Source organism: Mesorhizobium sp. M1D.F.Ca.ET.231.01.1.1 (assembly GCF_003999155.2).
In the GTDB taxonomy this organism is placed as follows: Bacteria; Pseudomonadota; Alphaproteobacteria; order Rhizobiales; family Rhizobiaceae; genus Mesorhizobium.
Genome location: NZ_RZOZ02000003.1, coordinates 72,701 through 85,711 on the forward strand (window position 1 = coordinate 72,701; position 13,011 = coordinate 85,711).

At 63.6% G+C, this 13,011-nt stretch carries 11 protein-coding genes; 2 read left to right on the forward strand and 9 right to left on the reverse strand.

Going from position 1 to position 13,011, the window contains the following annotated elements; genetic code table 11:
• Nucleotides 1-10 precede the first annotated feature (10 nt).
• Complete coding sequence (locus tag EN874_RS09835; protein WP_127424606.1) at nt 11-1,183, reverse strand: glycosyl transferase family 1; 1,173 nt, start codon at nt 1,181-1,183, stop codon at nt 11-13.
• Between the two features lie 200 nt (nt 1,184-1,383).
• Between EN874_RS09835 and EN874_RS09840 the strand changes: the two genes are divergently transcribed.
• Both EN874_RS09840 and EN874_RS09845 read left to right on the forward strand, forming a co-directional pair.
• A complete protein-coding gene (locus EN874_RS09840; protein ID WP_127424607.1) occupies nt 1,384-2,880 on the forward strand; it encodes a lipopolysaccharide biosynthesis protein in 1,497 nt (498 codons plus the stop codon).
• 82 nt (nt 2,881-2,962) lie between these two features.
• Nucleotides 2,963-3,985, forward strand: a complete 1,023-nt coding sequence (locus EN874_RS09845; protein ID WP_127424608.1) for a phosphoribosyltransferase — start codon at nt 2,963-2,965, stop codon at nt 3,983-3,985.
• 155 nt (nt 3,986-4,140) lie between these two features.
• On the opposite strand, the gene EN874_RS09850 is transcribed toward EN874_RS09845, so the two are convergent.
• From EN874_RS09850 to EN874_RS09885, 8 genes are all read right to left on the reverse strand, one after another.
• On the reverse strand, nt 4,141-5,220 hold the full coding sequence (locus EN874_RS09850; RefSeq protein ID WP_127424609.1) for a glycosyltransferase: 1,080 nt from the start codon (nt 5,218-5,220) through the stop codon (nt 4,141-4,143).
• 60 nt (nt 5,221-5,280) lie between these two features.
• Complete coding sequence (locus tag EN874_RS09855; RefSeq protein WP_127424610.1) at nt 5,281-5,724, reverse strand: hypothetical protein; 444 nt, start codon at nt 5,722-5,724, stop codon at nt 5,281-5,283.
• Nucleotides 5,725-5,735: 11 nt separating this feature from the next.
• Nucleotides 5,736-7,181 carry a GMC family oxidoreductase gene (locus EN874_RS09860; RefSeq protein WP_127424611.1) on the reverse strand — a complete coding sequence of 482 codons (1,446 nt, stop codon included), beginning with the start codon at nt 7,179-7,181 and terminating at the stop codon, nt 5,736-5,738.
• Nucleotides 7,182-7,310: 129 nt separating this feature from the next.
• The gene (locus EN874_RS09865; protein WP_127424612.1) at nt 7,311-8,642 is read right to left on the reverse strand and encodes a UDP-glucose/GDP-mannose dehydrogenase family protein; all 1,332 of its coding nucleotides are present in this window, start codon (nt 8,640-8,642) and stop codon (nt 7,311-7,313) included.
• 132 nt (nt 8,643-8,774) lie between these two features.
• The gene (locus EN874_RS09870) at nt 8,775-9,647 is read right to left on the reverse strand and encodes a family 16 glycosylhydrolase (protein ID WP_127424613.1); all 873 of its coding nucleotides are present in this window, start codon (nt 9,645-9,647) and stop codon (nt 8,775-8,777) included.
• Between the two features lie 133 nt (nt 9,648-9,780).
• Nucleotides 9,781-10,170, reverse strand: a complete 390-nt coding sequence (locus EN874_RS09875; protein WP_127424614.1) for a hypothetical protein — start codon at nt 10,168-10,170, stop codon at nt 9,781-9,783.
• Between the two features lie 126 nt (nt 10,171-10,296).
• Nucleotides 10,297-11,313, reverse strand: a complete 1,017-nt coding sequence (locus EN874_RS09880; protein WP_127424615.1) for a glycosyltransferase family 2 protein — start codon at nt 11,311-11,313, stop codon at nt 10,297-10,299.
• A 55-nt stretch (nt 11,314-11,368) separates the two neighbouring features.
• Nucleotides 11,369-12,541, reverse strand: coding sequence for a nucleotidyltransferase family protein (locus tag EN874_RS09885; protein ID WP_127424616.1), 1,173 nt, complete (start codon nt 12,539-12,541; stop codon nt 11,369-11,371).
• Nucleotides 12,542-13,011 lie beyond the last annotated feature (470 nt).

Genomic DNA, 13,011 nt, shown 5'->3' on the forward strand with positions numbered 1-13,011 from the left:
CTCAGCCATCCTATGCCAGCGCCCCGGTCGCGAAGGTTCCGCGAACGGCGGTCAACGCGCGCAGCTTGTCGACGAAAGCCAGGCAATCGCCGCGGTCGTAGCTCCAGGTCCTCGGATTGCGGGCCCGCACCCGCGACTTCAGCTTGCCGAAACCGTCCTGTCCCATCCGGCCAAGCGCGGTGTCGAGCCCTTCGGGCGTGGCTTCCGACACAAGCACGCCGATATCCTGCTGCTTGAGGAACCGGCCGGTTTCGGTGCTCGCCATCGATATCGGCACGGCGCCGAAGCGGCAGCCTTCGTAGAGCCGGTTGGGAAGCAGCCATTCGGAATTCTGGCCTTGCTCGAAGAAATCGATCGCCCAGGAGAAATGCACTTCGCGGTAGATCGCCGCCATGTCCTCCGGATTGCGGTAGGGACCGCGAAAGGAAAGCCAGGGCTCGGCCTCGACGAAGGCATGGAAATCGGGGAATTCCGACAGCGCCGGACGGCCCCGGAGCACCACTTCGAAGCGTCCGCGTTGCCGGCGGGTGAATTCGGCCAGGAGTTCCAGCGAGCGGCGGCAGCGCAGCGCGCCGAACCAGCCGATGCGCCAGGGCGGCGCCGCCGGGCCGTCCTTCTCTGGCGGATTGTCGGCCGGTACCGGCATGGTGTCGAAATATTTGTTCTCGATCAGTTCGACTGGTGCGGCAATTTGCCCGAACGGCTTGAAATAATTGGCGATGAAAGCGGGAGAGCTGGTCACCAGAAGCTTCACGTCGCGGGTGAGATGGCGCTCGGCACCGCGCAACGTCCTGCCGATCAGGTCGTTGCGCAACACCAGCCGATGGATATCCAGGCATTCGTAGACGATCGGCACGCCGGCGCCGAAGGCCTGGTTCGCGCGGCGGGCGAGCGCCAGCATCTCGAGGTTGCGCGCAATGATCAGATCGGGTCGCGCCACGCCCGCGAGCTTGCCGCCGATCGACATGGCGGCCTTGGCGACAGCGCCGATGCGCTGCGCGAATCGGCCGTCGCGCGTCGGGCCGAGGTCGACCGGATCGAGGCCTTCGATCTCGGCTACCGGTTTGGGAGTGCGGCGGAAACCCGCCAGGGTGATCCTGGCACCGCCTGCCTTGAGCATCTTGACCCTGCGGCGCACCGCCGGGTCGGATACGTCATGCACAAGGTACAAGACATGCAGCATGAAACTCGACCGCAGTTGGGCCCGCCACCCAAGGAGGATGCTAGTACAGCTTTTGCTGCATCGCAACATTTTTGGTGCAGCGTAGCAAACGACACATATTTTTTGTTGCGCTGCAAAAACCTCTTGCGGTAGTTTGTGGATGGCGGCGGGCGCCGGTCGCGACGATGTCGGGCCGGATGCAAAAACAGGGATTCCTGAATTTGGAAACCAGTGCATTCGATCCGCCCGAGGGCTCATTGCGCAGATCGGTCGGGCGCGGCGCCGTCGTCACAGCGATGGCGCAGGGCGTGCGGGTCGCCACCCAGATCGTCTCCGTCATCGTCTTGTCGCGGCTTTTGTCGCCGCAGGATTTCGGTGTCGTGGCGATGTGCGCGCCGGTGCTTGCCTTCATCGCACTGTTCCAGGATTTCGGCCTGACCCAGGCGACGATCCAGAAAACCGGCATCCGGCATGAGGAGGTCAACTACCTCTTCTGGATCAACACGGCGGTGAGCGCGATCCTGGCCTGCGTGCTTGCCGCGGCGGCTCCCCTGGTGGCCGCCTTCTACGGCGAGCCGCGCGTGACCGGGCTGGTTGCCGCGTTCGGCCTGCAGATCATGGCCTACGGCCTCGGCGCCCAGCATCTGGCGCTGCTGACGCGCCGCATGGAATTCACCCGGCTCGCCATCATCGACGTCGCCAGCGCCGTTTTTGGCCTTGCCGTGTCGATCGCGTGGACCTTCATCGACCGCTCCTATTGGGCGCTTTTCGCCGGCACGCTGACCGGCGCCGTGTTGCCGACGTTTTGCTACTGGGCCTCCTCGCGCTGGCGTCCCGGGCTGCCGCGCAAGGTCGAGGGCATCAGCCAGCTGATCCATTTCGGCGCCGGCATCACCGGCTTCAACTTCGCCAATTTCTTTGCCCGCAACCTCGACAACGTGCTGATCGGCAAATACTGGGGCGAGGCGCAGCTCGGCCTCTACGACCGCGCCTACAAGCTGCTGCTCTTCCCGCTCAGCCAGATCACCAATCCGCTGTCGAAGGTGATGGTGCCGGCGCTTTCGCGGCTGAAGGACGAGCCGGACCGCTACCGCAGCGCCTATCTGCGCGTCATGCCGCTGATCCTTCTGGTGGCGCTGCCGGGCGTGGCCTTCGCCACCGCCATGTCGGATACGCTCATTCCCTTCGTGCTCGGCCAGCAGTGGCGGGAGAGCGCCAGCATCTTCCTGGCGCTGGGTTTCGCCGGCCTGCTGCAGCCGCTCAACAATCCGGCCGGGTGGCTGTTCGTCAGCCAGGGCCGTTCGGGCGATTTCATGCGCTGGGGCATCATCACCGCCGTGACCTCGGTGCTGGCCTTCGCCATCGGCCTGCCCTATGGCGCGCTGGGCGTCGCGATCGTCTACGCGGTCAGCGAATATCTGCGGACGCCTTTCCTCTGGCTCTATGTCGGCAAGACCGGACCGCTCAAGGCCAGCCACGTGCTGCGGGCGGCGACCCCGTTCGTGCTCGGCGCGCATCTGGCGCTGGCGCTGGTTTGGCTCGCCAAGCCGATGCTGCCTGCGCAGCCCGTGATTGCGCTGGCAGGCGGCGCGGTGCTGTCCTATGTCGTCACTATCATCGTGGCGCTCGCCTTCGGCGCCGGCCGCGAGGCGCTTCGGGAGGCCTTGCGGCTGATCCCGGCGCGCGGGTTTTCCCCCGCGACCAGCGAGGCGAAATGACGTTGGCGGCACAACTGAAATGGCATTCCGGCAGCTGCCGGGACAACCGCAAACCGGTGATTTTTGAGGGTAAGGCAACAGCATGAATTACCGATCGATTTCAGACATGAACGACGCGATCGCGCGGAACCTGCACCGGCTGCCGCGCGACATCGACCTGGTGGTCGGCGTGCCGAGAAGCGGCATCCTCGCCGCGACGCTGGTAAGCCTGACGGCGAACATTCCGATGACCGATCTCGACAGCTTCCTCGCCGGCAAGATCTACACGTCGGGGATCACCAAGCGCCGCGCCGCGCTTGACCGGCAACATTCCGAAATGCGCAAGATCCTGGTGATCGACGACAGCGTCAGCGGCGGCAACGCCATGCGCGATGCGCGCAGCAAGATCGCGGCTGCCGGCATACAGGGCGATTTCGTCTACGCAGCCGTGTTCGGGCTGCTGTCGCAGCACAAGGAAACCGACATCGTCTTCGAGGTCGTGCCGCATCCCAGGATGTTCCAGTGGAACTTCATGCACCACGTCTTCCTCGAGCAATGCTGCGTCGACATAGACGGCGTGCTTTGCCTCGATCCGACCGAGGAGGAGAATGACGACGGCCCGGTCTACGAGAAATTCCTCGCCGAGGCGCGGCCGCTGCTCGGGCCGACGCGCAAGATCGGCTGGCTGGTGACCAGCCGGCTGGAAAAGTACCGCAAGCTGACCGAGGCATGGCTCGCGAAGCACGAAATCAAATACGACCATCTCATCATGCTCGACCTGCCGAGCAAGGCCGAGCGGCAGCGGCTCGGCGCGCATGGCAGCTTCAAGGCCGATTTCTACCGCAAATCGGACGCCATACTGTTCATCGAGAGCGAGCATGAACAGGCGCTCAGGATCGCCAAGCTGTCGGGCAAGCCGGTGCTCTGCGTCGAGACCAACATTGTGAGCTTTCCCGACGCGCTGTCGCTGCCGGCGCTTCAGCAGACGGCTCGCAACCTTCCTGCCCGGCTCAGACAGACCAACTCGCCTGACGGGCGCAAGAAGGTCGCGAAAGCGGCAGTGCGCGCCCTGCTGGGCGCACGCGGCTATGAAATGCTGAAAAGCCGCGTCAAAAGGCCTGCGTAAGTAAAATCTTACGCATCTAGCCTTTGCGTAGTCGAGAAAGCGTACGCAATTCTCCGGAGTCGCTCCGGACCAGCACGGCGTTTCGTTCAATCGGCATGCTGATCCAACTCTTTATCGGAGCATGATCTTCTCCGAGGTCCCCACTTTTCGGGTCTCTATGCAGCCCGCCGGGAGCGCTGCTGCGCCGCCCTCTCGATCAGGCCGAAGAAAGTGGCGAACTGGCGGTCGGGATCCAGTTCGGGGCGCTGCGAGAAGGTGAGCGCCGCCTGCGAGAGCCGCTCATAGTCCTGGCGGTCGTTCCACAACCGCCTGACCGACCCGACCCAGTCCTCAAGCGGCGCGTCATAGTCCAGCACCACGCCACCTGCGCCGATCGCCTCGGGCAGGCCCCCGCGCCGCGAACCGACAACCGGAATGCCGCTGCAATGGGCTTCAGACGCGACGCGGCCCCAGGCCTCTTCCCATTTGCTCGGCGCCAGCAGGATCCTGGTGCGGCCATAGACGGTTTTCATGTCGCTGGTGCGGTTTTCCAGCCTGATGTTGGAAAGCGGCGCGATGGTCCGCTCGATCTGGGCGCGATGGTCGTCATCGAGCTTCCAGCTCTCGACGAACAGGAAAGGGATTTCCGGGCAGGCGGCAGCGATGCGCACGGCCAGGTCAAAGCCTTTTTCCTCATAGGGGTTGATGAAGGTGACGAACTCACCAGTCGTCGGCGTGCTGTAGGTGGCCGGATTGATGGTCGGCGGGATCACCGTGGAATCGATGCCGAACTCCTGCTTGTAGGTGCGCGCCGTGAACTCGGAATTGGCGATGTATCGCGCCGCATCGAGCTCGCGAAGGTCGCCCCCCAGTTCGTGGAATTCGACATTTCTCAGATAGACGACCAGCGGAACGCCCTCGGCCTGCAGCGCCTTGCCGACCGGAACGGAGTTGTGGCACTGCACGACGGCGACGTCCGGCTGCATTTTCTTGACGGCGAAAGCCGCAGCCTCCCAGGGGAACCAGGCACGCACCACCGGGTAGCCCGGAAAGCTGTCGATCACGGCAGGCTGGCCGAGGAGCTTCATCTTGGCGCGCGCCTTGTAACCGAACATGCCCTGACCAAACAGGGCGGCGAGCACCGAGGCCTCATGGCCGTGCTCGATCAGCTGCTCGACAAGGTGATGCGTGCTCGATTGGACACCGCCGCTGAACTGGGGCGTGTAGCCAGTACCGCCTGCGAAAAGAACTTTCATGGGCTCGGCTCCTTGTCACTTTTTTCTTGGCCCGGCTGCGAGCATGTCCGCCGGGCGGTTTCAGGCACTCTGCTGGTCGAGTTTGGCAAAGGGATTGGTGCATGGATGCCAGCCGGTGAAGCGGATCGGATCGTTGGGCGAGCTGCGCCAGGCATAGTCGGTCAGCATGTGGAACTCGGCGATGATCCAGCGCTCGAAATTCCCGACATCCTGCTGCTTCTGCCTGGGCAGCAATTCGCGTGCCTTGTCGAGCCTCACGGTCTCCAGAAGCGTCACCGCATCCGCCAGCTTGTCGCTCGGGAACACCCAAGGGTTGCGGTTGCGGAATTCGAGCACGAATTGCTGGAGATGCTCGATGCGCATGTTGAGCGGCCCGAAATATTTCTCGAGCGTGACGCGGACCAGATCCTCATCCGAGAAGGACGATACGGCCGCGGCGGCAATGCCGGTCGAAGCGATGCCGCCGGCAACAACGGCGAGTGCAGCGCGTCGCGTGATTTTCATCGGCCCCTCCCTCATGCCAGCCGGCTCGCCGCCCGCAACGAAAGCGCGGCGGCGGTCAGGCTCGGGTTGGCGCAGGAACAGCTCGGATAGGTGCTGGTGCCGACGACGACGAGGTTCCGGAGCTGGTGGTGGATCATGTCGCGGTCGACCACCGAGTCGGCCGGGCCCGTGCCCATCCGCAAGGTGCCCTGCACATGCGATTCGGTCGGCCTGATGCCGCGATCGAAGATCTGCTCGACCGGCAGCGGCTTGAGCAGCGACGGCAGCCGCTCGAGCGCCTTGGCCATGCCTTTGGTCGCATAGTCGGACGCGCCCTTGAAGCTGACGAAGGCGTTCTCGTCCTTGTCGAGGACCACGCGGTTTTCCGGGTCGAGCAGGTTCTCGGTGACGATGACCAGCGGCAGCACTTGCCTCAGCCGCCCCTTGTCGGCGCGCATGCCATGCTGCCAGCGGTTTTCGAAATAGACCAGCGCCGCAGCGTGCTCGGCGCGATGCGGGCCGTCATAGAGGCCGAAATTCAAGCCGGTGGTGATGGTCGAGCCATCGAAATTGTCGACGCCGTCGAGATAGACCTCGTAGTTCCAGCCATAGGATTCGTGCAGGCCGAGCCCGACGAACTCGCCGCCAAGCCCGGAGCGCAGCATGATCGCCGGGCTCTGGATGGCATTGGCGCCGAGGATGACGAGATCGCCGCTGACCGAATAGTCCTTGCCGTTGCGCACGAAGTCGACCGCGCGGACCGAACCGCCGGCATGATCGAGCCGGCGCACCTCGGCGCCCAGGCACACCGACACGTCGGGGTGCTGGAAGACGTGCATCAAACCGTTGTTCACGGTGAACTTGGCGTCGACCGGGCAGAGCCAGCATCTGAGGTTGGCGCAGCACGAGGTGCGCTGCGCCGTCGCCACGCGGGCACGGGCGGTCGGCATGACGAAATGCTGCTCGGGCTGCGCCGCCTTCATCATCCGGTCCGGCGTCGACATGCGGTGCGGCGGCTGCGGGAACGGCCGCGAGCGCGGCAGCATGCGAGCCATGTCGGGGTCGCCAGAGATCGACATGACTTCCTCGGCATCGCAGTAGAACGGCTCCAACTCGTCATAGCTGATCGGCCAGTCGTTGCCGACGCCATAGGTGCTTTTCAGCCTGAAGTCGTTGGGGTGGAAGCGCGGCGTCTGCGCGAACCAGCAGTTGGTGCCGCCGCCGAGGCCGATCGTGTAGTTCCACGGCTTGTCGGCATTGTCGGTCTTGTAGGTGCTTTCGTCGTCTATGTCGGTGTTGGCGTTCTGGCTGAGCTGCCATTCATGCGTGTTGTGGCGGCCCCATTCGAGCACCAGGACGCGCGCCTTGCGCCGCTTCAGGAACTCATGCAGGAAAAAGGCCGAACCGAAACCGGAACCGATGACGACGAGATCGAAATGCTCGTTGGCGATTTGTTCGGGCTGAACATCCATCACCATCGGATCGAACCCTTTCGCGAAACGCGCAGGATCGTTGCCGGACCTCTCATCATTGTCGGCCTCCCATCACTGTCGAGGCCCATTGCTGGTCGCCGGAACCGTTCGGCGGGAAACTCACCGCAGCCACCGTCATGCCGCCATCCTGCCGATCGAATGGTATTCGATGCCATAGCGCGCGATGACCTTCGGATCGTAGAGGTTGCGGCCGTCGAAGATGACCGGCGTGGTCAGCGCATCCTTGAGCGCGTCGAAGGAAGGCGCCCGGAAGCTCTTCCATTCGGTGCAGATCAAAAGCGCGTCGGCGCCGCGCAGCGCCGCTTCCTTGGTGCCGCACAAGAGCAGATCCTCGCGCAGGCCGTAGATGGCCTGGCATTCCTGCATCGCCTCGGGATCATAAGCCTGCACCTTGGCGCCCGCGGCCCACAACGCTTCCATCAGCGTACGCGACGGGGCCTCGCGCATGTCGTCGGTGTTCGGCTTGAAGGCCAGCCCCCAGAGGGCGAAGGTCTTGCCCTTGAGAGCGCCCTGGAAATAGCGGTTGACCTTGTCGAACAGCACCGATTTCTGCGCGTTGTTGCGTTCCTCGACGGCGCGCAGCAGCTTGGCGTCGAACTTGACGCCCTCGGCGGTCTTGATCAGCGCGCGCACATCCTTGGGAAAGCAGGAGCCGCCATAGCCGAGGCCGGGATAGATGAAGTGGTAGCCGATGCGCGGATCCGAGCCGATGCCCTTGCGCACCTCCTCGATGTCGGCGCCCAATTGCTCGGCGAGATTGGCCATCTCGTTCATGAAGCTGATCTTGGTCGCCAGCATGCAGTTGGCCGCATATTTGGTGAACTCGGCGCTGCGCACGTCCATCACGATCATCTTCTCGTGGTTGCGGTTGAACGGCGCGTAGAGCTCGCGCATCACCGCTTCGGTGTCCTCGCTGGACGTGCCGACGATGATGCGGTCCGGCTTCATGCAATCGGCGACGGCCGAGCCCTCCTTGAGGAATTCCGGGTTCGAGGCGACGTCGAATTTCAGGTCCTCGCGGCCGCGCGCCTTCAGCGTCTCGGCGACCCTTGCCTTGATCTTCTCGCAGGTGCCGACCGGCACGGTCGACTTGCCGACGATGATCTTGGGCGCGTCCATCTCCTTGCCGATGGCTTCGGCGACGGCGAGCACGTATTTCAGGTCGGCAGAGCCGTCCTCGCCGGGCGGCGTGCCGACCGCGATCATCTGGATCTGGCCATGCTTGACCGCAGCGGCGGCGTCTGTGGTGAAGCGGATGCGGCCGGCGGCGTGGTTCTCCTTGACGAGAGCCTCCAGCCCGGGCTCGAAAATCGGGATGAAGCCCTGATTGAGCCGCTCCACCTTCGCTTCATCGATGTCGACGCACACCACCTCGTGCCCGACCTCCGCGAGCACAGCGGCCTGGACGAGACCGACATAGCCAATTCCAAACACCGTCAAGTTCATTCGGTTCTATTCCTGTTCAAGGCCGGGCCGCGTCGCGGCCCGGCCGGTTCAGATGTCCCCCAGGCCCTTCGTGGGCCCGGATGTCGCGCATGATCTTATCCCAAAACCGGTTCCCGGTTTGGGGGATCATGCCTAGTTGCTGTTACTTATGCTGCATGCCAGCGATTCCGGGAACTGACACGGCTGGCCCAAAGCGGTGAAGGCGATGCGCTTGACCTCCATCGTCACCTTGCGGCCGGGATCGGCGAAGGCGCCCATCCAGTTGGTCAGCTTGTCGCTGCCCCACAGGCTGAAGAATATCTTTTGCGGATTGGTCGGCAGTTCGTCCGGATTGGTCACCTCGTTGACCAGCTTGCCGTTGACATACCAGCGCAGCCGGTCCTTTTCCCAGACGAAGCCGTAATCGTTGAAACCCTTGTCGGCGCCGCCTTCGACATCGACCAGCTTGCCGTTCTTCGGCTTGCCCTGGATATAGCTGTTCACCTGGACTTTCGTCGGGTCCTTGGTGAGGACCTCGAAGTCGATCTCGTCCCAGGGCTTTTTGTCCTGCGGCCCGATATAGGTGAAGAAGGCGGCGTTGAGGCCGGATCCGGTATCCGTCTTCATCCGCGCCTCGTAGACGCCGTAACCGTAGCGCTGCTTGGTCTGGACCTCGGCGCAGGCGAACTCGCGATCCTTCAGCTTGCGTTTTTCGAAGCTCAGCGAGAGCACGCCGTCGGAAAGCCGGACAAGGTCCTTCGACCATGTGCAGTTCTGGTGATTGCCGTTGTTCCAGCCGTCGGAGACGAACCAGCGCGAACGGTCGAAGTTCGAGAAATTGTCGACGAAGGACGGCGCGCTCTGCATCTCCTCGGCATGCGCCGGACGCGGGACTGCCGAGACTGCGGCTGCAACGGCAAGCAGCGCGCCTGCCAGGCTCAGCCAAAGACTGCGTGATCCATTCGAGCGCGGACGCGGCGTGCCGCATGCCGCCGCGATGGACGTGTTGTTCGAATCTGCGTTCATGACAAACTCACCTTGTGTTGTCCGCCCCAACCCAAAGTCACTCCCGGCCCGCCTCAAGCGAGCCGTTTCCGATCTTCTGCCCTTTTGAACTCCTTCAATGGTCTCGTATCGATGACAGTGTCCGTGGATGCCTTCAGCCCCGTCCTGCGGACTTCGCCAATACCGCCGGCGCCTTAGCCTGCTGCGCGCCGTCGACAATCGCGTCGAGCGAATGACGCAGTTCCTTCATCAGACCGTTCTGGCGCGTGAGCTCGGCGATGCGCCGCTCGTAATTCAGGATCGCGCCGGTCATCGCGCTGACATCCGACGACTTCTCCGTCGACGCGGAGCCGTTCTCCATAGCCTCGACCAGGAAAGCCGCGTTAGTCGCCGTCGACCGATAGCGGTTCTCCAGCCCGGCCTTTTCGGCTTCGATCTCGGCGCCGATCTGGTCGAACAGCTTCGCCAGACGGTCAAAACGCTGGAGATCGGTCTGCCGGTCACGGGCCGGGTTCCTGGATCTGAAGCCAAAAATCGAAGCCATTCGATCGGCCTTTCGAAATTGCTGCACCGCAACATAGACTGCCATTCTCGGAGTAACTAGGCAACCTCGTAGTTTCGGAAAGCGGATTTTTTTGGGAACGGCCCAACAGCCGGCGCCTTTATCCGATCATTCCTTGGCGGCATTTGTTGCCGGCATCAGGAAGCGCATCGGCGGCACCTGCTGCTTTGCAGCAATGCCGGTGCGGCGGAACAGCGCGTCCAGCTTGTCGGCGGCCACGCCGCGAACGATCGGGATCAGGTTGGACTGGCTGGCGAAGGCATAGGCGGCGGCCGACGCCAGGCCGCGCTCCGCCTTCACGTCGAGGAAATTGCGCAGCCGATATTTGTCGCGCACGTGGCGCTCGTGGCGCCGCAATGCGGCCTTCGAGCCCTCCGGCAGGTTGCCCAGCGTCAGCAGCGCCAGATCGGCATCGGCAAGCCGCTTCAGATCCTGCGTCCTGTGGCGGCCGCTCAGCGAATCGGCTCGCACGATCGCGCCGTAGCCGCAGGACTTGATGATCTTGAAACGCGCCCCGCAGGCGACCGCGCGCGCATAGAGCTCGTAGTCCTCGCCGAGCCGCAGGTTTTCGTCGTAGCTCAATCCGTGACGCTCGAGGAACGCCCGGCTGATCACCGGCTTGAGGAAGCCCAGTTCGCCGCGCAGCACGCGGCGGCGGGAAATGTTGCCGTCGATGAAACGCTCGAAATCGAGAAATTGCGGTTCGGGCGCGAAGGACGGAGCAGCGACCTTGGTGGGATCGGCCGCGGCATCGTCCCTGATCAGCATGATGTTGTCGGCCGCGAAATCCCAGTCGGCGCTGGCAAACAGCCGGCGGAAACGACCTTCGAGGAAGAAATCGTCGGCGTCGAGGATGCTGATGAAAGGCGAAACGGAGGCCTTGATCGCGGCGTTGCGGGCAAAGGACGGACCGCGATTGACATCGAGACGCATCACCTTGAGCCGGCCGCTGCCGTCATCGGCGGCACGCGCCGCACCCTGCGTGTCGTCGGCGGAGGCGTCGTCGACCACGACGACTTCCGCCACCTCCGCCTCGCGCAGAGCCGAAGCGATGGCGACCGGTATGGTCCGCGCCGCGTTGCGAGCGGCGATGATGACGCAGACCTTGGGGGTCGTCACGGGCATGATTCACCTTTCGATTGCATGAGTGACAGCCCGCCCATGAATGCAAAACCGGTCTTCATCCGTTGCCCCGCACCGGCGCCGCGGCCGGCCTCTCGAAGAGGCGCCGGCTGAGATCGGCGGAGGCCGCCCAGCCGGCCTCGGCCAGATAGCGCACCGGCTCGCGGCCGCAGAGCTCCCACAGCACCATGCGCCGCTGCGGCCAGCGCAGCGACGACAGCCAGGGCGCGATCACCATGTGGAAGAGGTCCGCATTGTCGATGCGCGCCAGGATCCTGACGGCGCGATCCGAAAGCAGCGTTGCGGTACCGCCCAATAGAACATCGGCGGCGCGCAGACCAAGCAGCAGCGTGTCGGCGAGGCCCTGCCCGGCGGCATGGTCGAGCACTTCCTGCTGCTCGGCTTCGTTCAGCCGGCTGGCCGCGGCTCTGACATCGCAGACATAGCCGGCGCAAGGCTCGCGGTTGAAAAAGGCCTTGGCGACGCTGATGCAGGACAGGAGCAACATGTCGGACGCCGAAATCAGCGGCATGGCGGCGCCGGCAACCGTGACCTCGCGCCTGCGGCGCAGGAAGCCGTCGATGTCGCGCGGGCTCGGCGAGCCCGGCTGCTGCAGCCGATGATGGAGATCGACCGTGGCGGTCCGCACGCCGTCGTCGCGGACCATGTGCTGCTCGCCGAGGAAGCGCACCCACCAGACCGAACGGGACTTGCCCGCGACCTCGTAGCCGGCCGAGCGCAGCGCCTCGCGGGCGGCCGAGAAACCGGCCGGCGAAACCAGGATGTCGACGTCACCGGACGGCTTCATGAAATGATCGCCATATAGCAGTTGCTGCTGCAGCGGCCCCTTCAGGAAGACGAAGTCGACCCGCCTGTCACGCAGCACCTGATGGATGGCGATCGAATCGCCGATGCAGGCGGCGTTCATCGACATGGTGCGACGGCGATAACCATCGAGCCATGCGAGCAACTCACCCGGCGCGGCACCGGTCACAGCATGCGACAAAGCCTTGAGCAAAAAAACCGCGACCTTGTTCAACCGCGCGATGTCGGCGACATTGGCCACGGAGATTTCCGGGGCCACGGAGACTGCCGGAGCCCGCGTGCCGCCACGGCCGGCGGCACCAGCAGCCAGATTGAAGAACAGCCGAAGACAGGCCTGCACATAGGCGACTTCGTCGGCGCAGCCGGCCGCACGCAGCCTGTCGTAAGAAGCGTCCTGCACGGCCATGCCCGTTCGTCGTTTCTCCGCAAAACCGCCCGCGGCGGGCTTTATACCGCAACTGCGAAGAATAGCACCGTCAAAAATCAGGACAGCCATTCATCGGGTTCCGAGGCCGCCTGATGTCTGCAACCTTTGCGTTTATACTTGCCGTACAACGATCACTTTTGAAGACAAGATGCAGCCACGACGAGGCGAGCCGGCAATCGGTATTTTCGCGGCATTTTCTTCGCAATCGCGAGATAGTCATTTGAGTTTCACAAAATTATCTCAATTAAATCACATACTTATTTAATCGGCAAAAGATGCGGCGTCGAGACTTAGGATGAGAATGCAAAAGCCGGCCATGCCATGACCGAAGGCGGCACGCGCAACCGGGAATTGATTAATGCGGGGTAAATCACGCTTGACTCATAAATGTTGCCATGCAGCAATTGCAACGCAGCATAGCGATATGCTGGCGGCATTCTGACGCCGCT